This is a genomic window from Acinetobacter sp. HZNU-JH01 (assembly GCF_037996845.1).
GTDB lineage: Bacteria > Pseudomonadota > Gammaproteobacteria > Pseudomonadales > Moraxellaceae > Acinetobacter > Acinetobacter haemolyticus.
In genome coordinates this window covers 2,715,190-2,741,505 of the sequence record NZ_JBBMZX010000001.1, presented here as the reverse complement: position 1 = coordinate 2,741,505, position 26,316 = coordinate 2,715,190, and the positions used below count along the sequence as shown (strand labels likewise).

Here is a 26,316-nt window from a genome sequence, read left to right as displayed (position 1 = left end):
TTCAAATATTGTTAAAAATAATACCCCTCATTTTGATATTAAATATAAATAAGCAATAATCTATTTTTTCAAATTGATTAAAAAAAAGAATAAGTCATTTTTTATACAAACAAATGCACCATAATGAATCGATTATGCAATCCCCAATATGTTTTAAAGATAATTTTTGAACCATTATTTAATGCTAATGCTTGAGTTATATAAGCATTATGATTCACATAAGTATTTATTTTATAAGCACCAAAACATTGCCTAAATAAAAATTTACTTACAATTGTACTGATGCTTCATTTTTTTTATGCACCTAAAACTTGATTTGACATATTATACTCGACCGGTGCTGTGATTTTACTCAGTTTTTTCTTCGATAAAGAATGACTCATTGGCTGTAGCAACGTCATTTTTATCCCTAAGTATAATTGACAAAATTTTAGTAGCCACTACTCTTATAGCAAATTTTGACACCGTCTGATTCGCACATGACAAGATTAGGATTTCGAGTCAGATAATCATTCACCAGGACAGGAGATCTATTGAATGTCTGCAGCAACTGGCAAAAAAGCCGTATTAAAGCTTGATGGCAAAGAAATTGAATTACCAATTTACAGCGGCACATTGGGCCCAGATGTAATTGACGTTAAAGATGTATTAGCATCAGGTCACTTTACTTTCGATCCTGGTTTTATGGCGACAGCTGCTTGCGAATCTAAGATCACATTCATTGATGGTGACAAAGGTGTTTTATTACACCGTGGCTATCCAATTGATCAATTAGCAACTCAAGCGGACTACTTAGAAACTTGTTATTTACTTTTAAATGGCGAGCTTCCGACTGCTGAACAAAAAGCAGAATTTGACGCAAAAGTACGTAACCACACCATGGTTCACGATCAAGTCAGCCGTTTCTTCAATGGTTTCCGTCGTGATGCTCATCCTATGGCGATCATGGTTGGTGTTGTTGGTGCTTTATCTGCGTTCTATCACAATGCACTTGACATTGAAGATGTTAACCATCGTGAAATTACTGCGATTCGTTTAATCGCTAAAATCCCAACACTTGCTGCGTGGAGCTACAAATATACTGTAGGTCAACCATTCATTTACCCACGTAATGATTTAGGTTATGCAGAAAACTTCTTACACATGATGTTTGCAACACCTGCTGACCGTGATTACAAAGTAAATCCTGTTCTTGCTAAAGCAATGGATCGCATCTTCACGCTTCATGCAGACCATGAGCAAAATGCATCTACATCGACAGTACGTCTAGCTGGCTCTACCGGTGCTAACCCTTACGCATGTATCTCTTCAGGGATTTCTGCACTTTGGGGACCTGCTCACGGCGGCGCAAACGAAGCTGTACTTCGTATGTTAGATGAAATCGGTAGCGTAGAAAATGTTGCTGAATTCATGGAAAAAGTAAAACGCAAAGAAGTTAAACTCATGGGCTTCGGTCACCGTGTGTATAAAAACTTCGACCCACGTGCGAAAGTTATGAAACAAACATGTGACGAAGTACTTGAAGCGTTAGGTATCAACGATCCACAACTTGCACTTGCAATGGAACTTGAGCGTATTGCACTTAGCGACCCATACTTCGTTGAACGCAAGCTTTATCCAAACGTAGACTTCTACTCAGGTATCATCTTAAAAGCGATCGGTATCCCAACAGAAATGTTTACAGTAATCTTCGCGCTTGCACGTACTGTTGGTTGGATCAGCCACTGGTTAGAAATGCACAGCGCACCTTACAAAATCGGTCGCCCTCGTCAGCTTTATACTGGCGAAACTCAACGCGACATCAAACGTTAATTTTCCAAAATTAATGTTAGAAAAGCTGCCTACTGGCAGCTTTTCTGTTTTGGTTTCATTTTAAATCATTCATCATCTTCGAGCATACGCATTAAATTGTGACTAATGCCATCAGCACGCAACCACGCCAACTCATAACTTGCCTTTGCCAATGCCAATACACGACGCTCAAATTCATCCCAAATCGGTTTGACTTGTGTATCTACAATACCCAACCCACTTTCTTGAGCCAAATGCTTATTCTTCTCACAAATTTTCAAAGCGTGATAAAGCTTTCGTCCTCGACTCGCCGATTCTAAAACTCGAACTCTTTTATGCTGAATAAACCCTTCAACATGTTGAAGATTAGCGTTTGGCAATAACGGAACTAAAATTTGATCCAACTGCGTATCCAAACGACTCCATACCGCTAAACGCTGCTCTGGTGTATATGTATTCCACTGAATGACCTCGTGGTTAAAACGTCGACATCCTCGACAGACCAGATCACCAAATACCGTTGAGCAACGCCCTGCACATGGCGTCAATGATGGAATTCGACGATCATTACTCAAAATCAACTCCTATAAAACCATATTTATTTTATGGTTTTCTCGCTTATTTTAAAATTTCGCGCTAAAATATGCGCCTTTATTTTCCTATCTTAATACATTTGGAGTTATCCATGAACGCTACTGTAGAACAGCTTGCACCTGTAGAACAGCAAGCGACCAATAATTGGGTTGTTGCGGCACTATATCAATTTAAAGAAGTTTCGGATGCAGCCGATCTGCAAAAACGTCTTTTAGACTTAGTGAATAGCATCAATTTATGTGGAACTCTGATTGTTGCCCCTGAAGGAATTAACGGTACGGTTGCAGGAGATCGCGCCGCGATCGATGCAGTCCACCAATTTTTACTCAACGAAGGTTTTACCGAAATGGAATATAAGGAGTCATTCAGCTCTGATAAACCATTCCGTAAAATGAAGATTAAACTAAAAAAAGAGATCGTAACCTTAGGCGTTGAAGTAAAGCCACGCGATCTGGTTGGACATTATCTTGATCCCAAAGAATGGAATGAGCTGATCAGCCGCGATGATGTCATCCTGATTGATACACGTAATGATTATGAATATAAAGCAGGCACATTTAAGGGCGCAATTGATCCTAAAACTGAGTCTTTCCGAGAGTTTCCTGAATACGTAAAACAAAACCTTGAACAACATAAAGATAAAAAAATTGCAATGTTCTGTACAGGTGGTATTCGTTGTGAGAAATCAACCTCCCTCCTCTTACAAGAAGGGTTCAATGAGGTTTATCACCTTAAAGGCGGTATTCTTAAATATCTCGAAGAAACGCCTGCTGAAGAAAGTATGTGGGAAGGCGAATGTTTCGTCTTTGATGGTCGAACAGCAGTGACTCACGGTGTTGAAGAAGGCGAGAATATCAAATGTCACGCGTGCGGTTGGCCTTTAACCCAAGAAGAGGCAGCATTACCAAGTTATGAACATGGTGTCTCTTGTGTTTTCTGTATTGATAAAACAACAGAGAAGCAAAAAGAAGGATTCCGTATGCGCCAGTCGCAAATTGCTGCGGCAAAACGTAAACGTTTATAATTTCTGACATTTCAAAAGCCTTAGTTGATACTAAGGCTTTTTTTTATTTGGTTAAAATTATTAACTAATCATTTATTGAGCACTCATTAAATAGCAACTATTCTTGATTACCACACAATAGATAGATTTAAAGAGCTATGGGATTAGAAGATTGGGTCTTATCCATCATGGAGAAACTTGGTTATCTTGGTATCGCATTTTTAATGTTTCTCGATAATATTTTCCCACCGATTCCATCAGAAGTAATTATGCCCTCAGCAGGTTACACTGCTTCCAAGGGAGATTTAACTTTAATCGGTGTGATCATTGCAGGGAGTGCAGGCTCTCTATCCGCAGCCATGCTGCTATATTGGATTGGTCGAAAAATTCCACAACATTATTTATTTCGCTTTGTAGAGCGCTATGGAAAATATTTAAGAATAAGTACAACTGACCTAGAAAAGTCTTTAAGTTGGTTTGAAAAGCACGGACATCGTGTGGTTTTTTTTGGTCGAATGATTCCAGCTGTACGTTCACTGATTAGCATTCCAGCAGGAATGAGCAGGATGCCCTTTCACAAATTCATGAGTTATAGTGCTGCAGGAACAGTAATCTGGACCAGTTTTCTTGCCTATACGGGTTATTACTTTAGTGAAAATCAGGCTTTGATGACTGCTGTTACACAACGCATCGGTTATATTGTTTTAAGTGCAGCTATCCTCTATCTCTTGTGGCGAGGTGTGAAGAAGTTTAATGCATCAAAAGATAAATTTAATTAAAAGAGAGTTCTAAGAATGCAACACGATTTTTGGCATAACAAGTGGCAAACCAACAATATCGGTTTTCATCTCGATCAGCCTCACAGCTTATTGACACAATATCTAAGCTCACTCAATCTGGCTAAAAATGCTCGAATCTTTGTTCCTCTTTGCGGTAAAAGCTTGGATTTAGCTTGGTTACTTGATCAAGGTTATCATGTGATTGGTATTGATTTGAGCCCTGTTGCAATTCAAGATTTAATGAGCAACTTAGAACTCAATTTTAAAGGAACTCAAATAGGTGGATTGACTTACTATCAGCATGCGCAGATCGAACTATTTACGGGTAACTTTTTTGAATTAACAGCCGACCATCTTGGCAAAATAGATGCAATCTATGATCGAGCAGCACTCATCGCACTACCAGAGCAAATGCGATCAGCATATGCACAGCATTTACTTCAAATTAGCAACCAAGCACCTCAACTTCTGATTAGCTTAGAATACGATCAATCCCTATTAGCAGGACCACCCTTTTCAGTTCCCGAATATGAATTAACAGCCCATTATGCAAATCATTACGAGATTAAATTACTCGCTTCCAATACAGAAAATTTGAAAGGCAAACTGATTGCCTATGAACATGCTTGGCATTTAAGCAAACTTTCAACAGTCAACAACCCTTAATTTAAAAATAAGACATATGCCTGTTGCGGAATGGATCAATATGTTTGGTTGATTCAGAACAAGTCTATTGTTTAGCTCAAACCAAACTCTAACTGACTGGCTTGCATCTGTTCTCTTAGCCAATCACAAAATAATACTTTACGTACATCTTCCTCAAAAGGCTCCGCAGACAATAGAAAGTAGGCAGATTCATCCTGATATATGGAACTGATTGGTTGTAATAACTGATGTTTGATCTCGCGTTCGACCATGTAGGTCGAAACTAAAGTCGCGCCTAAACCAACCAAACAAGCCTCGATACACAAATAAAAGTGCTCTAGTTCTGTTTTAGAATAACCTTTGAATTGCTCTGAATGTTTATACTGAAATTGCTGCCACAATTTACTCCGTGATGTTGAAATAAATATCTGATTGGTTTGCCGAGTTATCTTACTCGCTGTAACACATAGCATTTGCTCATCCGCAATTTTCTCACTATAGATTGATTCACCCCAATCAAAATCATTTCGTCTCAAAGCTAAATCAATATTTTGCTGTTTAAAATCAACACTCCCTCCTCCTGTTAAAAGAGTAACCTCGAAGTCAGGATAGAGCTGCTTAAAATGAATTAGACGTGGTATCAGCCACTTCATCGCTAAAGTAGGCTCACATGAAAGAACCAAATTTTTTTGTACTACTGATTGTTTATTTAATTGTGTTAAACATTGGTCAATTTGCTGAAAAGCTTGCTGGCAGCAATCAAACAAAGCTTCTCCTTCAGCAGTTAAACTGAGCTTTCTAGATGCTCGAATAAATAAAGTAAAACCTAAAGCATCTTCTAAATTTCTAATTTGTTTACTCACTGCACCTTGCGTCACAAATAAACGATCAGCCGCAACCGTCACACTTTCATAGTGTGCTGCAAAATAAAAAAACTTTAATGAATTCAGTGATAGACGCTCAATCATTCCAAAAACTCATATATTTATGCGAATTATTTTCGATTTTAAATATAACAAGATTATGAAAAATATGAAAATTATGTAAAAAGTCTTATTAGGAATAGATGAGTGAATGAAATATTAACAGTAGGTTTGATTACCCTACTCGCTGTGATCAGCCCTGGTGCAGACTTCGCACTTGTTACTCGAAATAGTTACCTATATGGGCGAAATTTAGGAATTTGTACCGCCTATGGAATTGCATGTGGTGTTTGGATTCATATTAGCTATAGTTTAATCGGATTAAACTTTTTGAAGAGCCTTCTTCCTGATTTTATTCAACTTATCCAATATATTGGTGCAGCATATCTCATATATATTGGCTATAAGACGTACACCCAAACTTCCGTTAAGTTAAATAACAAGCAGACAAACATCACCAGTTGGCAAGCATTCAAACATGGATTTTTAACCAATAGCTTAAATCCAAAAACAACCTTATTTGTGATGAGCATTTATTCTCAGATCATGACGATAGAGAACCAACTATTTACGCTTCTCGCTTATGGTATCTTTATTTCTAGTAGCCATCTGATCTGGTTTTGCTTAATTACGATTTTCTGCTCAACACCAGCGATTCGGCACAAAATTTTAGCTAAACAGCTCCTACTCAACCGATTAATTGGCATGATACTCAGTGGATTAGGTCTGAGTTTGTTATTCGCAAACCTGTAAATCAAAAAAGTTAACTATAAAAACAACACAGCAAAAATCATAAAAAAAACGTCCATTACGGACGTTTTTAATTAATCTTTTTTTGTGATACGCAAGCTTCACCCTTGCGCAACACAAGATCTACAGCTTTAGCTAGGCGTATGGTACATGAGATAAATTTCGTTTAAATTATCTGGAATCTCTTCTGCCAATTCATCCATGAGTTGACCGTTGCGACGGAAAGACTCCATTTGTGGGTCTTCTTCATCAATACCGCTAAACACCATAATCGGTAGCGTCAAATCTACTAATTGTTCTTCATATTCAGGTGCAAACCAAGCATCTTCATTTAAGAACATTGCATCAACAAAGCCGACACTCCAATCACCTAAACTTGAATCAACATCAGCTTCTTCGATTTCAAATGGAAACTCAATGCCATCCTCATTCGCCAAATCCTGACGAATTGATTCCAACCAAAGTTTGATTTGCTCAATCACATCACTTGGAACTTTCTTTTGATTATTATCAAAAAGCTCATCTAACCAGCGATCAAAAGTAGGACCGACAGCAATTGCGCATAAAAAGCCATGAGTTGCAGCGAAATCTAGACCGTATTCGTTTTGATCACCGTCAAGATAATTACTCAATAAGTCTAAATCTAACGTGCTCATTCTCTATCCAACTCTAAAAATACATCGTCAACAGCATAACATTTTAGAACCTAAAATCTTAAGCAATTTTGCTTAATCTTCGTCATCAAAATCGTCGTCGTCGAAATCATAATCAAAATCTTTTAATTCTCGCTCTAAACGGCGTTGCGCTAACAAATCATCGATTAAACGGCGCTTTTCTAATGATTCTTTAGCACTGAGCTTGCTTGATGACTCATCAAAACCAGCGTCGTCTTCACCGTAGTTGTCATCATCTAGTTCAAAATCTGTAGAAGACACTAAGTACCTCAAATGAAAAAATGTTAATGGGCCTAGCCGCTATTTATCTGTCTTAGATTTTCTTGTCAAGTTTTATTTGCTTTTTTTACTATAAATCGCGGTTTTGTACTTTTTTTCAGCAGTTTTTTTGTGTATTTATAATCTAAGAACTTTAGGTATAAAAACACGTTTAGGAATTTTAGGCTTGAAAAAATACAACACACCCCCATATTCAAAAAATCATTGGAAAATGAAACCTATTTTTTATTTAGTGCAAACGGATCAAATCCAAAACATTCCTCGTGAATTGTGCTATCATGCACGGTTTTTCACCGCCACAGATTCAACAAAAGAGTAAGCAAAGATGAGCGATATGCATTCCCCTACTTCGCAAGTAGCGGCTCTGATTAGCCGAGGCAAAGAACAAGGTTACTTAACTTACGCTGAGGTTAACGATCATCTACCAGACTCGATTACAGAAAGTGAGCAGATTGAAGATATTATTCAAATGCTCCAAGACGTCGGTATTCCAGTGCATGAACGCGCACCAGAAACTGATGACACTATGTTTGGTGAATCGACTGAAGCAGCGGATGAAGTTGCTGAAGAAGAAGCTGCTGCCGTATTAGCATCGGTTGAAAGTGAGCCAGGTCGTACTACAGATCCAGTACGTATGTACATGCGTGAAATGGGTACGGTTGAACTTCTAACCCGTGAAGGCGAGATCAGCATTGCGAAACGTATCGAAGAAGGTATTCGTGATGTTTTACATTCGATTGCTTACTGGCCAAATGCCGTCGAAGTGGTTTTACAAGAATATAATGACTTTCTAACTGGTGAGCGTCGTCTTGCCGATATTCTCTCTGGTTATTTAGACCCAGAAACAGACGAAGAGATTCCTGAAGTTCTTGAAGATGAAGCTGAAATCGAGGAAGAAAAAAGCCCAACTTCAACAACCAAAGAAGTTAAACTCGATGATGACGATGAAGAAGAATCTGAAAGTGATGATGACTCTGAAGGTGATTCAGGTCCAGATCCTGAAGTTGCAAAAATACGTTTCACCGAATTAGAAACAGCTTGGAACGATACTAAAGCCATTATCGAAAAGCATGGTCGTAATAGCAAAGAAGCAGAAGCTGCTCTTGAAGCATTAGCTGCTGTATTTATGATGTTCAAATTTACACCACGTTTATTTGATATCATTTCTGAAATGATTCGTGGTACGCATGATCAAATTCGTGCCAATGAGCGTGAAATCATGCGCTATGCAGTTCGTCGTGGTCGTATGGATCGTACAACTTTCCGCACGACCTTCCCTGAGCAAGAATCAAATCCAGCTTGGTTAGATGAGCAAATTGCAAAAGCTCCTGCGGAAATCAAAACACATTTAGAAAAAGTTCGTCCTGATGTATTGGCATTCCAACAAAAGATTGCTGATATCGAAAAAGAACTTGGCTTAAACGTGAAAGATATCAAAGATATTTCTAAACGTATGGCTGTAGGTGAAGCAAAAGCACGCCGTGCCAAGAAAGAAATGGTTGAAGCAAACTTACGTTTAGTAATTTCGATTGCGAAGAAATATACCAACCGTGGCTTACAGTTCCTTGACTTGATTCAAGAAGGTAACATCGGTCTGATGAAAGCCGTAGATAAGTTTGAATATCGTCGTGGTTATAAATTCTCGACTTACGCAACTTGGTGGATCCGTCAGGCAATTACCCGTTCGATTGCGGATCAGGCACGTACTATTCGTATTCCTGTTCACATGATTGAAACGATTAACAAGATCAACCGTGTGTCTCGCCAACTACTTCAAGAAATGGGCCGTGAACCAACACCTGAAGAATTGGGTGAGCGTCTAGAAATGGACGAAGTTAAAGTTCGTAAAGTCCTTAAAATCGCAAAAGAACCGATTTCGATGGAAACACCGATCGGTGATGATGAAGATTCGCATCTTGGTGACTTCATTGAGGACTCAAACATCACTTCCCCAGTAGATGCAGCAACCTCAGAAGGCTTAAAAGAAGCGACGCGTGAAGTCCTTGAGAACTTAACTGAACGTGAAGCGAAAGTATTGAAAATGCGTTTTGGTATTGATATGCCAACCGACCATACTCTAGAAGAAGTAGGTAAACAGTTTGACGTAACCCGTGAACGTATTCGTCAGATTGAAGCGAAAGCTTTACGTAAGCTGCGTCATCCGTCTCGTTCAGAACACTTACGTTCATTCTTGGAAAACGACTAATATTGGGAAAATCCTGTGTAAAAGCAAAGCAATGCTTTGCTCTTACGCAGGGCTTGAAGTTTAATACTTTATCCCCATTTATGTATTAGATCATAAGCGCCTGCACTGATGCAGGCGTTTCAAATTAAGAGGTTGCTCATGTTAGACCGCACTCCTTCTCGTGAATTGCAAGAACATCTTTGGGTTTTCCCGATGGACTATCCAATCAAATTGATTGGTAATGCAGGGGATGAACTTCGAGTAGCTGTTGTTGATATTTTGCAGAAGCACTTCCCTAACTTTGATGGTGAATCAATTAAAATTCAGCCTTCACGCACAGGTAAATACCATTCTTTAACCGCACAATTGCGTTTTGAAGAGCTGGAGCAAGTTCATGCACTGTATGCAGATCTTGCAGCATGTCCTTTAATTAAGACAGCGCTTTAATAGAAAAATCCAAAATACGAAAGTGTTTTGGATTTTTTCTTTTCACTCAGAACAATCATAACGATAGAATGTTTTTCAGCTAATTTTATAAAAGATCTCTATTTATCTTAGCCAAATCATTAGATAATCGATACCAAGATAAAACTGCACCAATCAAAGGAAAAATGCTGTAATGAACTTTGAGAAGCCCTCATTAATCATTCGCTGTTTCAAAGACCTACAAGATTATACCGATCGATTTGAAGCGATGAAAAATTTCACTGAAAATCGAGATGCAGATAGCCCTGATGAAATTTGGTTATTACAACATCACGACGTACTCACGCAAGGACAAGCAGGCAAAGCAGAACATATTTTAACACCCAGCCATCTTCCAATTGTGCAAACAGATCGTGGCGGCCAAGTGACATGGCATGGTCAAGGACAATTAGTGGCTTACTTTTTGTTTGATTTAAATCGTTTAAAATGGAATGTTCGCACCCTCGTTAGTTTTGCTGAGCAAGCAATGATTGACCTACTCAAAAAATACGGTATCACGGCCTACGCCAAAGCGGATGCACCAGGCGTCTATGTAGATGAGCGTAAGATCGGCTCTCTGGGTTTCAAAATTCGCCGAGGTCGTAGCTATCATGGTTTAGCACTGAATATTGACTGTAGTTTAACAGGCTTTCAAACCATTAATCCTTGTGGATACGCAGGTTTAGAGATGGTACGCTTACAAGACCTACTGCAAGACTATCCGAAATTTGAACAGCTTTGTGAGGATTTCACTCACTATCTACAAAATACAAATTTCTTTCATGACCTTGTAGTCAAATCTGAATAATTTACTTTTCAATTCAAACAAAATAAATTAGAGTAAATACTCTAAATTATCTTTTTGCATAATTTTAACAAGGGATACGCAAGTGATTTCAAGCAAAGCAGTGAAACCCACCTTGCAATTTGCCTACGTCAAACTCATGATGGATGTTGTCGGTCGTGGTTTAGTCATGGCAAGTCAAGTGGATGATGAAGTACATGAGGAAGTATCAAAATTTCCTGTCGGTTTTGTACTTTCGATGAATGTTTTCCCCAATGGACCTGCATTTATTGCAAAAGTAACCGAAGATAAAACGCTGGAACTTGTACCAAACTACAAAGGGAAACCAGATTTAACTATTACCTTTAAGCATCTTACCCATGCATTTTTAGTATTCTCATTTCAAGAGAGTACTGCCCAAGCTTTTGCCAATGATCGCATGATTGCTGACGGTGACGTATCTAGTGCAATCCGTCTTGTTCGTTGCCTAAATAAGATGGAAGCATTAATCCTGCCAAAATTAATTGCTTCACTCGCAGTAAAACGCTACCCAGCCGAATTGACATTAAAAGAAAAATTCACGGGTGCAAAAAATATCTATCTGAAAGTCGCTAAATCATATCTCAAACGGAGCGCATAACCATGGCTAAGCCTTATTACGAGTTTTTCTGTCCTGTAAAAGTCATTGCTGGTAACGCTGCGTTAGAGCATATCCCTTTCGAACTTGCAACTTTAGGTGCAAAACGCCCTATGATCATTACTGATAAAGGCGTTCGAGCAAATGGCTTACTCAGCCCAATTGAAGCAGCATTCAGCACCACAGATGCGGTAATCGGTGCAATTTTTGATGATGTTCCACCTGACTCAAGTCTAGAGGTAGTTCGCTCCGCAGCTGAAACTTATCGCAAACAAAACTGTGATGCCATTATCGCCATTGGTGGTGGTTCAGTGATTGACACCTCTAAAGCAACCAATATCTTGGTATCTGAAGGCGGTGATGACCTGTTACAGTACTCAGGTGCACACAACCTACCAAAGCCACTCAAACCTTTCTTTGTAATTCCAACAACATCAGGTACGGGTTCTGAAGTCACGATGGTTGCTGTAGTTTCTGATACGCAACGCAATGTAAAATTGGCTTTTGCTTCCTATTATTTGATGCCTCATGCCGCGATCCTTGATCCGCGTATGACCATGACTTTACCGCCGCATTTAACCGCAATGACAGGTATGGATGCACTTACTCACTGTGTAGAAGCGTATACGTGTTTGGCAGCCAATCCACTCAGTGATGCATATGCAAGTGCGGGTATAAAGAAAATCAGTGAAAATCTATTCAAAGTCCTCGACAATCCAAGTGATGCACAAGGTCGTTTAGAGCTTGCTCAAGCATCGACAATGGCTGGTATCGCATTTTCAAATTCAATGGTCGGTCTTGTTCACTCGCTTGGTCATGCTTTAGGTGCGGTTGCCCACCTCCCGCATGGACTATGCATGAATTTATTCTTACCGTATGTACTTGAATACAACAAAGAAGTGAATGGCCAAAAGATTGGCGAGTTGTTGCTTCCTTTAGCAGGTGCAGACATCTATTCTCAAACTCCTGCAAACCAACGTGCTGACAAAGCAATTGCTACGATTTTGACGATGCGTGATCGTTTACATAGCTTGACCAAATTACCGCGTACGTTGCGGGAAACAGGTAAGATTACTGAAGCCCAATTGGATGAGGTTGCTGAAAAAGCATTGAATGATGGATCTATCATCTACAATCCGAAAGAAGCAAATCTCAAAGATCTTCGCGCTATTTTACAAAAAGCGTGGTAAGACCTCACTTAGCTAAATAAATATTTAGTAAATAAGCCTCGACTCACTTAGATTTATATCATGATCCATGTAAATTTAAGGTTCGAGGCTTTTTTATGGCAAATGAACCCATAATTCATCGAATTCTCAACCAAATTGGCAAAAAAATTGCTAAAAATACAGAAAAGTGCTGACAATTTACGCCAAATTAGGATAGATTGGCGCACTTCGCTTTTTTTTTCTGTAGGGGGGATCATTTTTGTCTCAAATGATCCTTAAACCATAGCTGATCCTTGATCAACGATAATGAGGATAACGCCGTTGACAAACATCTCTGGGACTCAATCAGCAGCTAAACTGCAAAAAACATTAGGTCTATGGCACGTCATAATTATTGGTTTGGCTTATGTTCAGCCAATGACGTTATTTGATACTTTCGGTCTCGTATCCGAAGCAAGTAATCACCATGTTCCAACCTCTTATATCTTCGCCCTCGTTGCCATTTTGCTAACCTCAATTAGCTATGGGCATATGATCCGACGTTATCCTTCGTCAGGCTCCGCCTATACCTACGCACAAAAATCGATTCATCCGAATGTCGGTTTTATGGTCGGTTGGTCATCTTGGCTAGATTACCTACTCTCTCCTATGGTGAATATCATTCTTGCTGTCATTTATTTGACTGCATTATTTCCAGATATTAATCACTGGGTTTGGGTTGTAGTTCTCACCGCATTTATGACGGGTGTTAATTTACGTGGTGCAAGATTCGTTGCGAACTTTAACAGTTGGATTGTATTGGTACAGTTAATTGTTATCGGTACATTTACCTACTTGGTTTACAGTAAATTGCAGATGGGTGTAAACGCGGATGGTCCGATTACCGCAGAAACTCGTTATCAATTATGGACACTTGAGCCATTTTGGAATGAGCTCACATCTGTTGGTGCGCTGATTACAGGTGCAACTTTACTGTGCTTCTCATTTACGGGCTTTGACTCGTTGAGTTCACTTGCTGAAGAAACTAAAGATACCGAGAAAACGCTACCTAAAGCAATTTTCTTAACTGCTTTATTTGCAGGCGTAATCTTCATTATCAGCACGTATTTCATTCAGCTTTATTTCCCTGGTAACCCAAGCAGTTACTTTAAAGATATTGCTGAAACACAACCAGAAATCCTATTGCTCGTGGGTGGTTCACTGTTCCAATCATACGTACTTGCATTTGCAATTATTACGGTAATGGCTTCAGGTATTTCAGCCCATGCTGGTGTTTCACGTCTCATGTATGTGATGGGTCGCGATGGCATTATTAACAAAAAGATTTTCGGTCATATTAGTCCAAAAACATTTACACCATCTTATAACATCTTGATCGTTGGTCTTGTTGCTTTATCAGCAGGCTTTATGGATCTAGATATTGTGATTTCGATGATTAGTTTTGGTGCTTTAACCGCATTTACCTTTGTAAATTTATCGGTTATTTCTCGTTATGCACTTCGAGATGGCCGTACCAAGACATTTAAAGAAATCATCAATTATGTCGTTATTCCGTTGTGTGGTTTTATCAGTATCTTTGCCTTATGGCTAGAAATTGAGGAAACTGCATTGAAATACGGTTTATGGTGGGCAATGTTTGGGGTGCTATATCTAGGCTATAAAACTAAGGGCTTTAAATATACCGCTCCACAATACAATGAGTTTGATGACAAGCATTAACTTGCTTCCCAATTAACTTATTAAAAAAGGTGCAGTTTTCAACTGCACCTTTTTTGTATTATGCAGAAGCCAAACGCTCCACAACATTTTTGACACGTTGTGCATAATGTTTAGCAGTTTCCAAATCTCCAGATGGAATTTCATCAGTACTCGCATCCGAAGGTGATTGCACCAATAAGCCAACCGATCCGCCTAGGTTGTTGACATCTTCCCGTTTGGCGGCTTTGGTATTGGCAGGAAGTAAGCCTAAGCTCACCCATATTCCACCATGCTGTGAAGCCAAAGTTTGTAGTTGAATGAGTGTCACTTGCTTATCACCATTTAAACTTGCGCTATTGGTAAAACCTGCAAAAACTTTGTCTTGCCAACCACGTGTAAACCAAATTTTTGATGATGCATCAGCAAATTTCTTAAATTGCCAAGGTGCAGCAGCCATATAAGTTGGTGTACCAAAAACGATTCCTTGCGCATCACTTAAAGTTTGCCAGTCTTGTTCAGTAATTTCACCATTTTGATCAATCTCGATTAATGTTGCATCAATTGCTTGTGCAAAAGTTTCAGCCACAACTTTGGTATGGCCATAGCCTGAGTAATAAACCACTGCAATTTTTGTCATGAGTTCACCTAGTGTTTTTAAAAGTTCGATTTAATGATATATTTTAGAAACTAGGTGTCAATTAGTTACCAATAGGTAACTAGTGAACTGTGAATGAAAAGTTGAGGGTACCAAAGATGATTAAAGGCTTGAAATATAATATTTATCAACAGCATTGCCCTGCTCGATTATTTTTTGAAAAAATTGCAGATAAATGGGTTTTATTAATCATCAATGTTTTGGCTAAAGAGAGTCAGCACTTCAATTTACTTAAAAAGAACATCGAAGGGATTTCGCCAAAGGTTCTCTCACAGAAATTAAAAATGCTTGAGCGAGATGGTTTTATTGAAAGGCAAGTACAAGATACCTCACCAATTCGTGTGGAATATTCTTTGACGGCTTTAGGTTTAGAGGTTGCTGAAATGGCATTTCAGTTGAAAGATTGGGCTGAGAGTAATATCGAACAAATCATTTCTGCTCAACAACGTTTTGATGCTATACAAGAAAAAATAGAATAATCCGATGAGGTCCGTATGCACCCACAACCTTTAATCGCTGTTACAAATGTCGAGAAAACCAGTCAGTGGTATCAAACTGTGCTTGGCCTGCAAAGCGGACATGGCGGCAAAGAATATGAACAGTTGCTATTTGAGCAAACCATGGTGTTGCAATTACATCAATGGCAAGCGCATGACCACTCATATATTGGAGAGCCTAAATATGTGATTGGCAATGGTGTTCTGTTGTGGTTTGAAAGCAAGCAATTTGATGAAATTGTCAAAAGCCTGCAAGCCCACCATGTTGAAATATTGGAAGGTCCAAAATACAACCCGAATGCACACCATCGCGAAATTTGGTTTAAAGACCTAAATGGTTATACACTCGTTGTTGCTAGTCCATATGGTGATATATAAAAGTCCAATACAATCAGAGCTGTTTGAACCCTTGTTGTCTCCACGCCTCGTACACAATAACTGCAGTTGCGTTAGATAGATTTAGGCTTCTAGAGTTTTCAGCCATGGGCAGGCGAATCCACTGATCTTGAGGGAACATCAAACGGACTTGTTCAGGTAGGCCTCGAGTTTCTGGCCCCATTAACAACGCAACTGGACGATTCAGATCAACTGTATGCGGTGTTGCTGATCCTCTTGTTGTCAATGGAAAAACATGTTCCACACCTTTAACTTTTAAATCAGCAAGGCATAATTCAATATTATCCCAAATTTGCATTCTCGCCCATTCGTGATAGTCCAAACCTGCACGTTTCAACTTTTTATCATCTAGCTCAAAACCCAAAGGTTTGACCAAGTGTAGTTGCGCACCAGTATTGGCACATAGACGAATGATATTACCTGTATTCGCTGGAATCTCAGGCTCGTATAGGACGACATGAATCACTTAATTACTCACTTATACATATATTAGCTTGCTTGGCACAGAACCCTAATTTAGTCGGGAATATAGTCATGAGCGTCCCTCAGGCAGATATCCTTCTTGCGGAGTTTTCACTCCTCAGGGCAGAACGTTGTTCTGCTTATCCTCTTTACTCAGGCATAGCCTTCGTCTTGCGCTTCGGGCAGAACGTTGTTCTGCTTATCCTCGCTCATGCCATTTTAACTGTTCGCGTAGACTCACCACTTCACCAATAATGGTTAAAGTCGGTGCTACGATTTGATGCTCTGATACTTTGGTTGCAATATCCGCCAAAGTACCGACCACCACTTTTTGTTCAGGAGTAGTTCCTTTAGAAATGAGCGCTACAGGCATAGTTGGGCGCTGACCATGTGCAATCAGTTGCTCACAAATCCGCTCTAATCCGACTAAGCCCATATACAGTACCAAAGTTTGGTTTTCATAGACCAGTTCGTTCCAAGGTAACTCTGGTGAGCCTTCTTTTAAATGCCCTGTCAAGAAACGTACACTTTGTGCATAATCACGATGTGTCAATGGTATACCCGCATATGCAGAACAACCCGAAGCAGCGGTAATCCCCGGCACCACTTGAAAAGTCACATTGGCTTCTACCAATTCTTGAATTTCTTCACCACCACGCCCAAAGATAAAAGGATCTCCTCCTTTTAAACGGCAAACACGTTTACCTTTTTGCGCATACTCCACCAATAAAGCATTGATACCATCTTGTGGCACAGAATGATTGGAACGTGCTTTTCCCACATAAATTTTTTCCGCATCACGGCGGCATAATTCCAAAATGGGTGCAGATACCAAACGATCATAGATCACGACATCTGCCTGCTGCATGAGACGCAACGCTTTTAACGTTAAAAGTTCTGGATCACCCGGCCCTGCACCCACTAAATAAACCTCACCTTTGGGTGCAATCCATTCACTAAGTGCCTGCTGAATCAGATCGTTGGCAACATCAATATTGTCATTGAAAACCTGCTCTTTAAGCGGGCTGGCATACAAATTTTCCCAAAAGATACGACGCTCATCTGGATTGGTGATTTTTTCTTTGACTTGCTTACGCCATTTTCCTGAAAACTCAGCAAGTTTCCCCATGCCATGCGGCACAATCGTTTCAATTTGAGTACGAAGCTGTCTAGATAAAACAGGTGATGCACCATTAGATGCAACTGAAATCACCAGAGGCGAACGATCAATAATGGCAGGGACCATAAAACGACAATGTGGAATATCATCAACACTGTTGACCAGCAAATTACGCTGTTCACATTGCTCAAATACCGTTTTATTGACCTCAGGTTGGTCGGTCGCTGCAATAACCAGTCGATAAGGAGTTGCAAGAATATCTTCTGAGAAAGGTTTGTAAATACACTGCCCTGCTGACTTTTCAACCAGAGCAGTTAATTCTGGCTCGATCTCAGGCGCAATCACATCAATAATTGCACCCGCTTTGACCAACAAGTTTGCTTTGCGATAAGCAATATGCCCACCACCGACAATCAGACATCGTTGCTGCTGCAACTTTAAAGAGATTGGGAAAATTTCCACATCATGCCTCTATATTTTCAATCTGATTGAGATAAAGCAAAAACTGTGCACAAATTCGATGCACAGCTTAATCAATATAAGTTATACCGCCCATATATGGACGTAAAACTTCAGGAATTTCGATTGAACCATCTGCACATTGGTAGTTTTCCATCACTGCAAGTAAGGTACGCCCCACTGCGAGTCCTGAACCATTTAAAGTGTGCACCAATTCGATCTTCTTCTGATCCACTCGGTAACGTGCTTTCATACGGCGAGCTTGGAAATCACCCATATTTGAGCAACTTGAAATCTCACGATACGTATTTTGACTCGGTACCCAAACTTCGAGGTCATATGTTTTAACTGCACCAAAGCCCATGTCACCACCACAGAGCAAAATCTTACGATACGGCAAACCAAGCGCCTGCAAAATGCCCTCAGCATGTGCAGTTAACTCTTCAAGTGCCTGCATAGAGTGCTCTGGCTTGACGATTTGCACCATTTCAACCTTGTCGAATTGGTGTTGACGGATTAAGCCACGCGTATCACGCCCATAAGAACCTGCTTCACTGCGGAAACATGGAGTATGTGCTGAATATTTAAGTGGCAAACGATCCGCATCGATAATCTCATCACGTACAAAGTTCGTGATTGGCACTTCTGCTGTTGGAATCAAATAGTATTCTTTTTCGCCTTGCAGCTTGAATAGATCTTCTTCAAATTTTGGTAATTGACCTGTACCACGTAAGGTATCCGCATTCACCAAATACGGAACATAAGCTTCGGTATAACCATTTTTAAGCGTATGTGTATCCAACATGAATTGGGTTAATGCTCGTTGTAAACGTGCTAAAGGACCTTTCAATACACTGAAACGTGAACCTGTAAGTTTAGTCGCAGTTTCAAACTCAAGACCACCCATCCATTCGCCAAGATCAGTATGATCTTTGATTTCAAAATCGAACTGACGTGGTGTGCCCCATTTTAAGATTTCAAGATTATCGCTTTCATCTTTACCAAATGGAACAGACTCATCTGGTAGGTTTGGAATCGCAAGAGACTTCTGCTCAAGTTCAGTTTGCAATTCAGCCAAAGCGACTTCAGCCGCTTTGATTTCATCACCAATCGCAGCCATACGCGCCATAATTTCTGACGCATCTCCACCCGACTTTTTGATTTGACCAACTTGCTTTGCACCTGCGTTACGTTCAGCTTGTAAATTTTCTGCTTTAGATTGCAAATCTTTACGGCGAGCTTCTAAATCAGCCCATTCTTGTACATTGAGCTGAATACCACGTTTTGCCAAAGCAGCATTTACCACTTCGATATTATTTCTAAGTAATTTTGGGTCGATCATAATCAATCATGAATAGAGAAAAAACTGGCTATAGTGTAAGGCTTTAACCTGAAAAAATACAGCATCTACCTCGTAATTGCAGATGCTGTATCTAGATTAGGATTAATTAGGGACTTTCGGTAGGCTTGGCAAGTATTCTGCCTTGATAAACTCTTTTGCTGCATAATAAGGCAAGGTCAACTCACTCATACCTTCAGCATAAGATGCAAGCTCATAAAGTGGATAAACGAATACGATTCCATTGACCCCATAATAATAATTATCGCTGACTTGTAGTTGATCTTTCTTAATATTGTGCTCATCTAACCAATTTTGATTTGCAGCATACAACTCATCCCGCAGCTTTTGATCCATACCATCTTTAACTAAATCCTCTACACGAATATGTTTTTTATTGCTTAAATCAAAATTAACAAATTCTTGATGATACATTCCATGTGCAGCACCCGCAGGATAGGTATAGCTCTGAATCGCAAAAGTCGCCAAATTGTAATTTTGCCCAACAAAGCGAACATAAGTACTGCTTTCACTGAGTGCAGGCTCTCCCTCAGGAACTTTTACTTGTTGATCATTCAAATTTGCAAACGCATTTGGTTCTGCTTTTTTCATACGCGCTACAAAATAATCATCAATCCATTGCAGATTGGTTTTTACCGTTTGCAAATCATAGTTGGTACAGCCATCCTCTAAACAGACTTTCTGTTTAGGTAACTCAACTGCCACAACTTGAGCCTGAACCAATGGGATATTGGTTTTCTCAACTTTAGGTGTCGTATCTGATTTTGGTTGGCAACCTGCTAATGCGAAAATGGTCAGTATAGGAATCAATGGAATTAATATTGATGATTTTGAGCTGTTCATTGTCATGCAAGTCTCTAATGTTTTTCTTCACTATACAAAGCCTTGCTCACAGATGAAATTAAAAAATGTATCTGACAAAAAGCCGCAATATCTGCGGCTTTTTGAGATAACATCTATAGAAATATTATTGATCAATAATATCAGTGCCTTTTGGCGGCTCAAAATTAAATACAGAAGCAGGAATTGCTTGATTGACCTTCACATTACTGAAACGCACATAAGTGGTTTGACCCAATGAGTCTTGTAAAATCATCAAATTCGGTGCTCTATTCGCGCCAAAGCTGATTGTTAAACTTTGGAACGTGCTGTCATCCTGTTTTGGATACAAGGTATAATACAATTTCGTGCGATCGGGTTGTGTCACACGATAAGACTGCATGATTTGATTGGTATTTCCCGACAACAATAATGCAGGGGTATTTGCCACCTGATCATCTAGGTTTTGACGAATTGCCTGTTGTAGATCAGGATCATAAATCCACACTGTTTTCCCAGATGTTACAATCGTTTGTTTTGCTGGGCTAGTAATTTCCCAATAGAATTTACCTGGGCGTTCAACCTTCATTACACCTTTAAAAGTTTGATTCATGTGCTGAGCAGTAAGCCCGCGTTTTGGTGCAGCCTTATTGTTGCTTACTTTCGTTGTTTGTTCAAAGTCTGCCGTGAAGCGTTGCAAGCTTGATAATTGTTGAACCAAACTCGTCGTTGCCTGTTGAGCTGATGCCGCCACCGGTGCAGCAGACACCTGAATACTAACAACAGGCGCAAGTGTAATTGCACTTAAAGTTGTCGCGTAAGCTATTTTTTTCATAAAATTCATAAAATGAACCTTCTATCAGAGTTCTACTGTTATGACGACATCTTACTGTTTTTAATCATTAAAAAAATGAAGAAAAGCAGCGGTTTTGTGTAGTTCGTGTCGCAAAGTTCAGCATTATGTATGAAGTTACAGCCTTTATGTAGAAATTGTAATAAATAAAAATTCTATTCCTCGACCACAATTTATGAGTTTGATGCTATGACATTTTGGATAGAAATTATTGATAAAGAATGTACTAGACCATAGCTTACAGTTTGATAATCTAAGTCCAATGACACAAAAAGTCCGAACCATGAAAAGTCTTGCGTTTATTCATCGTAACGATACTCGTTTTGCTATTGGTGATTTTTATCCTGCCTTATCAGTATTTTCATATCATGAACTTGGAAATACCACTTCTCCCTTTTTATTACTCGACCACCTTGGTCCTGGGCGATTAGAACCACAAAGCAATAAAAAAGGTGTCAATGAACATCCACATCGAGGTTTTGAAACCGTCACCTTTGTTTTTGCAGGAGAATTAGCGCATAAGGACTCTACAGGTCAAGGTGGCATTATTCAACCAGGCGATGTGCAATGGATGACCGCCGCTGCAGGTATTCAACATATCGAACAATTTAGTCCTGAGTTTCGTCAACAAGGCGGAAAGTTTGAAATGGTACAACTGTGGGTGAATCTGCCCGCTAAAGACAAAATGTCAGCGCCACGGTATCAAAGCCTATCCAATAGTGAAATTCCTAAATGCATACTTGATCATCAAGCAGGTTATATTCGTGTAGTCGCTGGTCAATATCGAACTACGCAAGGCATCGCCAAAACCTTTACCCCAATGAATATTTTTGACATTCATTTAAAAAAGAACCAGCAAATTACCCTCCCCGCAGAAGAAGGAACCACAACATTAATCTACTTGCGTAAAGGCAAAGCCATGTTTGCAGCGGATGAAGATCATCTTGAAGAACAAGCTCTAGCCGTGATGTCGAGTTTAGGTAGCGATGTTGAAATAACAGCGATTGAGGATTGTGATTTGTTATTTTTATCCGCCCAACCTTTAAATGAACCGATCAATGGACATGGCCCCTTTGTAATGAATACTTATGATGAAATTCTTGAAGCCTATGATGATATTAAAACTGGAAAATTCGGCCACTATTCAAACTAAAAATCTTTTAAAATATATCCATAAAAAAACCCGCTTAACGCGGGCTTTTTTTGAACCATAAAAGCTTAAGCTTCAACAGTTACGTAGCGACGGCCAAATTGACCTTTCACTTCAAATTTTACTACGCCGTCAGCAGTAGCAAATAAAGTATGGTCACGGCCCATACCAACATTTGCACCAGCGTGGAACTCAGTACCACGTTGACGAACGATGATGTTACCAGCAGTTACAGTTTGACCACCGTAAACTTTAACACCTAACATCTTAGGATTCGAATCACGACCGTTTTTAGTCGATCCACCGGCTTTTTTAGTTGCCATGTCTATTTACTCCTCGTGTTAGCCTGCGATACCAGTAATTTTCAACTCGGTAAACCATTGACGGTGACCTTGTTGTTTACGGTAATGTTTACGACGACGCATTTTGATGATGCGGATTTTGTCGTGACGACCATGGCCAACTACTTCTGCAGTTACTTTTGCGCCAGCTACAACTGGAGCACCGATTTGAATGCTATCACCGTTTACAAGCATTAATACGTCATCAAACGTAATAGTTGCACCAGTTTCAGCTTTCAACAATTCAACTTTAAGGGTTTCACCCTCAACAACACGGTGCTGTTTACCACCGCTTTGGATTACTGCGTACATAATGTACTCCAACATGCCCGTGTCGTCGTGTCGATAAAGGGATATACCGAACTTAAAACGAACGCCACTGGGGTTATACAAGGGGACAAATTTTAAGTGAAAATTGATCAAACAACAAGTGATTTTGCATAAATGCATAGATCCGTATGCATTATTTTATTTTCCCAATAAAATCAAATAGATTAACCATACATTGTTTTGATTGATTCTTTTTGTGATTTGCAATACATTTTTAACCAACCCATTTGGCAATAACAAACTGTGTTTTAACAAAATCTAGAAACCGTCTTTGTCTCGGTCAGGAAGTCAATTTTTCTGCCTAAAATAAGACCAAAAAAACACCTTACCCTGTTCTAAACGGCAAATAACCATATGTGTATCAATGTTTAGCAACAGATTAGTTGATACACTTAACGCACTCACTCATCTATACGAGGTTCTTCTTCATATGGTCATCGATTTCAAGCAAGACATTCTCTCCCCTGTTGCGACAGATTTTGCTGCGATGGATCACCTCATCAATGAAGGAATCAGTTCTAAAGTCGGCTTAGTAATGTCCGTGAGCAAGCATGTAGTTGAAGCTGGCGGCAAACGTATGCGCCCGATTATGTGTCTACTTGCTGCACGTGCATGTGGGTTAACCAATATGCAGCAAGCTCAACACTTAGCCGCTGTCATTGAAATGTTGCATACCGCGACACTGGTGCATGATGATGTCGTCGATGAATCCAATTTACGACGAGGCCGCCCGACAGCCAATGCAACGTGGAATAATCAAACTGCGGTTTTGGTCGGTGATTTTTTGATTGCACGTGCATTTGACCTACTGGTCGATTTAAACAACATGACACTATTAAAAGATTTCTCAACGGGGACATGTGAGATTGCTGAAGGTGAAGTTTTACAACTCCAATCTCAACATCAACCAGACACCACAGAAGAAATCTATTTAAATATTATCCATGGTAAAACTTCACGTTTGTTTGAGCTTGCGACCGAAGGTGCAGCAATATTGGCAGGTACTGAAGAATATCGTGAACCATTACGTCGCTTCGCTGGGCATTTTGGCAATGCATTCCAAATCATTGATGATATTTTGGATTACACCTCGGATGCAGAAACATTAGGTAAAAATATTGGTGATGATTTGATGGAAGGTAAACCAACTTTACCTTTAATTTCTGCACTAGCGCACTCAACAGGTGAAGATCATGCGATTATTCGTCGCAGTATCGCAACTGGTGGTATCGAACATTTGGATAAAGTGATTGAAATCGTTCATCACTCAGGTGGTTTAGATTATTGCCAAAAGCGTGCTCAACAAGAAACTGACGCGGCTTTAGAGGCACTGAAAGCACTGCCTGACAATGAATATCGTCAAGCACTGATGAATTTAACCTTGATGGCTTTACATCGACTACAATAATGTCTGACTGCTTATGCATTTAAATTTATCTGATTTATTTTTAAAAATGCAGGAACAGCTTGAGCACCCTCAAACTGTTCTTGATGAAAATCTCCTCATTGAATTGGTTAATCGCTTACGACCAAAAAACCCAAATGATGCAGATGAAGTAAAACAAAGAATTCATCATCTCATCAAAACATTGTTACTGACACCTACATCTGCCAATTTACTTCAGCATTTTTTGTTGAAGCTGATGAGCCAATATAAGCAGATTAGCTTATATGCAGATAGTGGAATCCTCTCTCTTGATGGTTTTTGGAATCAGCTTGGACAACGTTTAGGTGCGCACTTTCTTCCATTAGTTGAAGATGGGCAACAACTCACAACGCTTGTAGGCAAAGTCTTTCACCAAGAAACAGACAGTGAATGGCTAGATCTCATCGACAAACAAGATTGGTCTACATTGTTTAATTTGATTTGTGAAAGCTCAAATAGTAGTGCTGAAAAACAAGTTTCAAGCAATGAGTTGATCAAAGCCATTACGGTTTTATCCTATCGAATTAGTGGTATTGGGTTATATCCTGAGTTTATTAATGCCCAACCCGATATTACCGAATACGAATCACCATTCTTGGTACAAAACCGAGAAATAGTTGATTTTATAGAAAAATATAAAAAACAAGTTGATCAGCAAGATGCTGTTGCAGTTCTCCCACCGCTGGATGCATCGCAAGCTTTCGTGATGCTTGATCAGTGTCGTGATGTGGTGATGAAAATTCGTCGTGCAACGAAGCGGATCGGTGTCAGTATTAGTTTGACATATTTATTGTCATTATTAGAACAAGCCTTAGATCGTATTGAATTATTACTCAGCCTATTAGCAAGTAAAGATGAAGTAAAATATCTTGCTCTGGGTGAATTAATAACAGATCTAACTAAAGCGCATTACGATAGTCGAAGCGTTCGTCATCTCCTATCCTCTACCAGTGAATTAATCGCCTTACAGGTAACAGAAAACGCGAGTAAAACCGGCGAACATTACGTAAGTACCGACAAAGCTGGCTTCTTTGGCATGTACAAAGCAGCAGCTGGTGCAGGTGCAATTATTGCCACCATGGCAACCTTAAAAATTCTGACTGCACGTTTGGTGTTAGCACCGTTTACCCATGCTTTTTTATATAGCATGAACTATTCACTCGGTTTCATGTTGATCCATGTGTTGCATTTTACTGTTGCAACCAAACAACCCGCCATGACTGCGGCTGCGCTAGCGTCTACTGTACAACAGCAAAAAGGTAGCCGAACCGCTCAAATTGCAGAGTTAGCTGCGCTAATTATTAATATCATTCGAACACAGTTTATTGCCATTTTAGGTAATATTTCGATTGCGATTCCTGTCGCTGCGCTGATCACATTTTCATGGCAGTTTTATTTAGATGAGCCACTATTAAATCATGCTAAATCAGCAGCGCTATTACATAGTCTCAATCCATTCACCTCGCTTGCTGTACCGCATGCTGCAATCGCAGGTGTATGTTTGTTCCTTTCAGGTTTAATTGCTGGTTACTTTGATAATTTAGCTGTCTATCGAAAAGTTGGTCCTCGACTCAAACAACATCGTCGCTTGAAACGCTGGATGGGACAAGAACGTTTAGACAAATTTGCCAACTATATTGAAACCAATTTAGGTGCTTTAGGTGGTAACTTTCTCTTCGGTATTATGCTTGGGAGCATGGGAACCATTGGTTTTATCCTAGGATTACCTTTAGATATTCGTCATATTGCCTTCGCATCAGCAAACTTTATTCAAGGTTTGATGACCATTGGTTCTCCTGACATTGCATTGATTATTGTGTCATTCCTAGGCGTGTTATTGATCGGTTTAACCAACTTATTCGTCAGTTTTACTTTAACGATTATTGTAGCTTTACGTGCACGTCGAGTCCGTTTTTCACAATGGAAACCACTGGCACATTTGGTGATGACTCATTTCCTTACAAGACCAAGTGACTTCTTTTGGCCACCTAAACAACCCGTTGAAGTACAGGAAAAAACGACCACCGAGAAAAAATGAGATATCAATCAAATTTTGTTATGTTTTTTTACTA

At 39.6% G+C, this 26,316-nt stretch carries 28 protein-coding genes; 16 read left to right on the top strand and 12 right to left on the bottom strand.

From position 1 onward, the window contains the following. The first annotated feature begins 537 nt into the window (after nt 1-537). Nucleotides 538-1,812, top strand: coding sequence for a citrate synthase (gene gltA / locus AAC851_RS13040; RefSeq protein ID WP_004640370.1), 1,275 nt, complete (start codon nt 538-540; stop codon nt 1,810-1,812). Nucleotides 1,813-1,877: 65 nt separating this feature from the next. Here gltA and AAC851_RS13035 read toward each other — a convergent pair whose 3' ends face one another. Next, nucleotides 1,878-2,366 carry a DUF1289 domain-containing protein gene (locus AAC851_RS13035; protein ID WP_005089435.1) on the bottom strand — a complete coding sequence of 163 codons (489 nt, stop codon included), beginning with the start codon at nt 2,364-2,366 and terminating at the stop codon, nt 1,878-1,880. Nucleotides 2,367-2,476: 110 nt separating this feature from the next. Here AAC851_RS13035 and trhO point away from each other — a divergent pair, with 110 nt between their 5' ends. From trhO to tmpT, 3 genes are all read left to right on the top strand, one after another. After that, nucleotides 2,477-3,409, top strand: coding sequence for an oxygen-dependent tRNA uridine(34) hydroxylase TrhO (trhO, locus tag AAC851_RS13030; protein WP_075315025.1), 933 nt, complete (start codon nt 2,477-2,479; stop codon nt 3,407-3,409). 137 nt (nt 3,410-3,546) lie between these two features. Continuing rightward, entirely contained in the window at nt 3,547-4,167 is a 621-nt protein-coding gene (locus AAC851_RS13025) for a DedA family protein (protein WP_100833920.1), read from the top strand. 15 nt (nt 4,168-4,182) lie between these two features. Beyond that, nucleotides 4,183-4,833 (top strand): thiopurine S-methyltransferase, encoded by a 651-nt coding sequence (gene tmpT / locus AAC851_RS13020; protein ID WP_008941586.1) that lies wholly within the window; start codon nt 4,183-4,185, stop codon nt 4,831-4,833. A gap of 71 nt (nt 4,834-4,904) precedes the next feature. On the opposite strand, the gene AAC851_RS13015 is transcribed toward tmpT, so the two are convergent. After that, a complete protein-coding gene (locus tag AAC851_RS13015; RefSeq protein ID WP_160126946.1) occupies nt 4,905-5,780 on the bottom strand; it encodes a LysR family transcriptional regulator in 876 nt (291 codons plus the stop codon). A 102-nt stretch (nt 5,781-5,882) separates the two neighbouring features. Between AAC851_RS13015 and AAC851_RS13010 the strand changes: the two genes are divergently transcribed. Further along, on the top strand, nt 5,883-6,488 hold the full coding sequence (locus AAC851_RS13010; protein ID WP_008941587.1) for a LysE family translocator: 606 nt from the start codon (nt 5,883-5,885) through the stop codon (nt 6,486-6,488). Between the two features lie 128 nt (nt 6,489-6,616). Here the strand turns inward: AAC851_RS13010 and AAC851_RS13005 are convergent, their stop codons facing one another. Both AAC851_RS13005 and AAC851_RS13000 read right to left on the bottom strand, forming a co-directional pair. After that, complete coding sequence (locus AAC851_RS13005; RefSeq protein WP_004640385.1) at nt 6,617-7,141, bottom strand: YecA/YgfB family protein; 525 nt, start codon at nt 7,139-7,141, stop codon at nt 6,617-6,619. Nucleotides 7,142-7,213: 72 nt separating this feature from the next. Then, complete coding sequence (locus tag AAC851_RS13000; RefSeq protein ID WP_004640386.1) at nt 7,214-7,420, bottom strand: PA3496 family putative envelope integrity protein; 207 nt, start codon at nt 7,418-7,420, stop codon at nt 7,214-7,216. Nucleotides 7,421-7,763: 343 nt separating this feature from the next. Between AAC851_RS13000 and rpoD the strand changes: the two genes are divergently transcribed. From rpoD to AAC851_RS12970, 6 genes are all read left to right on the top strand, one after another. After that, nucleotides 7,764-9,644 carry an RNA polymerase sigma factor RpoD gene (rpoD, locus tag AAC851_RS12995; RefSeq protein WP_004681517.1) on the top strand — a complete coding sequence of 627 codons (1,881 nt, stop codon included), beginning with the start codon at nt 7,764-7,766 and terminating at the stop codon, nt 9,642-9,644. A gap of 138 nt (nt 9,645-9,782) precedes the next feature. Next, nucleotides 9,783-10,070, top strand: a complete 288-nt coding sequence (locus AAC851_RS12990; protein ID WP_075315009.1) for a YbeD family protein — start codon at nt 9,783-9,785, stop codon at nt 10,068-10,070. 172 nt (nt 10,071-10,242) lie between these two features. Then, nucleotides 10,243-10,896, top strand: a complete 654-nt coding sequence (gene lipB, locus AAC851_RS12985; protein ID WP_005083023.1) for a lipoyl(octanoyl) transferase LipB — start codon at nt 10,243-10,245, stop codon at nt 10,894-10,896. An 82-nt stretch (nt 10,897-10,978) separates the two neighbouring features. Then, nucleotides 10,979-11,512, top strand: coding sequence for a hypothetical protein (locus tag AAC851_RS12980; protein ID WP_005083027.1), 534 nt, complete (start codon nt 10,979-10,981; stop codon nt 11,510-11,512). A 2-nt stretch (nt 11,513-11,514) separates the two neighbouring features. Continuing rightward, nucleotides 11,515-12,699 (top strand): iron-containing alcohol dehydrogenase, encoded by a 1,185-nt coding sequence (locus AAC851_RS12975; RefSeq protein ID WP_004640396.1) that lies wholly within the window; start codon nt 11,515-11,517, stop codon nt 12,697-12,699. A gap of 300 nt (nt 12,700-12,999) precedes the next feature. Then, nucleotides 13,000-14,397 (top strand): APC family permease, encoded by a 1,398-nt coding sequence (locus tag AAC851_RS12970; RefSeq protein ID WP_017394983.1) that lies wholly within the window; start codon nt 13,000-13,002, stop codon nt 14,395-14,397. Nucleotides 14,398-14,455: 58 nt separating this feature from the next. On the opposite strand, the gene AAC851_RS12965 is transcribed toward AAC851_RS12970, so the two are convergent. Further along, entirely contained in the window at nt 14,456-15,013 is a 558-nt protein-coding gene (locus tag AAC851_RS12965; protein WP_004640399.1) for a flavodoxin family protein, read from the bottom strand. Between the two features lie 116 nt (nt 15,014-15,129). Between AAC851_RS12965 and AAC851_RS12960 the strand changes: the two genes are divergently transcribed. Continuing rightward, a complete protein-coding gene (locus tag AAC851_RS12960; protein ID WP_004640401.1) occupies nt 15,130-15,510 on the top strand; it encodes a winged helix-turn-helix transcriptional regulator in 381 nt (126 codons plus the stop codon). A 15-nt stretch (nt 15,511-15,525) separates the two neighbouring features. Then, nucleotides 15,526-15,906, top strand: coding sequence for a VOC family protein (locus AAC851_RS12955; RefSeq protein WP_005089423.1), 381 nt, complete (start codon nt 15,526-15,528; stop codon nt 15,904-15,906). Nucleotides 15,907-15,919: 13 nt separating this feature from the next. On the opposite strand, the gene AAC851_RS12950 is transcribed toward AAC851_RS12955, so the two are convergent. The 5 genes from AAC851_RS12950 to lolA form a co-directional block, all read right to left on the bottom strand. Next, nucleotides 15,920-16,390 (bottom strand): tRNA (cytidine(34)-2'-O)-methyltransferase, encoded by a 471-nt coding sequence (locus tag AAC851_RS12950; protein ID WP_075315003.1) that lies wholly within the window; start codon nt 16,388-16,390, stop codon nt 15,920-15,922. Between the two features lie 195 nt (nt 16,391-16,585). Next, nucleotides 16,586-17,968, bottom strand: coding sequence for a siroheme synthase CysG (gene cysG, locus AAC851_RS12945; RefSeq protein WP_075315001.1), 1,383 nt, complete (start codon nt 17,966-17,968; stop codon nt 16,586-16,588). A 67-nt stretch (nt 17,969-18,035) separates the two neighbouring features. Next, nucleotides 18,036-19,307 (bottom strand): serine--tRNA ligase, encoded by a 1,272-nt coding sequence (serS, locus tag AAC851_RS12940; RefSeq protein WP_075314999.1) that lies wholly within the window; start codon nt 19,305-19,307, stop codon nt 18,036-18,038. 102 nt (nt 19,308-19,409) lie between these two features. Continuing rightward, nucleotides 19,410-20,174, bottom strand: a complete 765-nt coding sequence (locus AAC851_RS12935) for a DUF3298 domain-containing protein (RefSeq protein WP_075314997.1) — start codon at nt 20,172-20,174, stop codon at nt 19,410-19,412. Nucleotides 20,175-20,292: 118 nt separating this feature from the next. Further along, nucleotides 20,293-20,988, bottom strand: coding sequence for an outer membrane lipoprotein chaperone LolA (gene lolA / locus AAC851_RS12930; RefSeq protein ID WP_004640412.1), 696 nt, complete (start codon nt 20,986-20,988; stop codon nt 20,293-20,295). A gap of 292 nt (nt 20,989-21,280) precedes the next feature. On the opposite strand from lolA, the gene AAC851_RS12925 reads away from it, so the two are divergent. Next, entirely contained in the window at nt 21,281-22,150 is an 870-nt protein-coding gene (locus tag AAC851_RS12925) for a pirin family protein (protein WP_134253080.1), read from the top strand. Nucleotides 22,151-22,215: 65 nt separating this feature from the next. On the opposite strand, the gene rpmA is transcribed toward AAC851_RS12925, so the two are convergent. Continuing rightward, entirely contained in the window at nt 22,216-22,470 is a 255-nt protein-coding gene (gene rpmA / locus AAC851_RS12920; protein ID WP_004640422.1) for a 50S ribosomal protein L27, read from the bottom strand. 18 nt (nt 22,471-22,488) lie between these two features. Further along, nucleotides 22,489-22,800, bottom strand: a complete 312-nt coding sequence (gene rplU, locus AAC851_RS12915; protein WP_005083041.1) for a 50S ribosomal protein L21 — start codon at nt 22,798-22,800, stop codon at nt 22,489-22,491. A 448-nt stretch (nt 22,801-23,248) separates the two neighbouring features. Between rplU and sdsA the strand changes: the two genes are divergently transcribed. Continuing rightward, nucleotides 23,249-24,226, top strand: a complete 978-nt coding sequence (gene sdsA / locus AAC851_RS12910; protein ID WP_005083044.1) for an All-trans-nonaprenyl-diphosphate synthase — start codon at nt 23,249-23,251, stop codon at nt 24,224-24,226. Between the two features lie 13 nt (nt 24,227-24,239). Then, nucleotides 24,240-26,282 carry a site-specific recombinase gene (locus tag AAC851_RS12905; protein WP_004640429.1) on the top strand — a complete coding sequence of 681 codons (2,043 nt, stop codon included), beginning with the start codon at nt 24,240-24,242 and terminating at the stop codon, nt 26,280-26,282. Nucleotides 26,283-26,316: the final 34 nt, after the last annotated feature.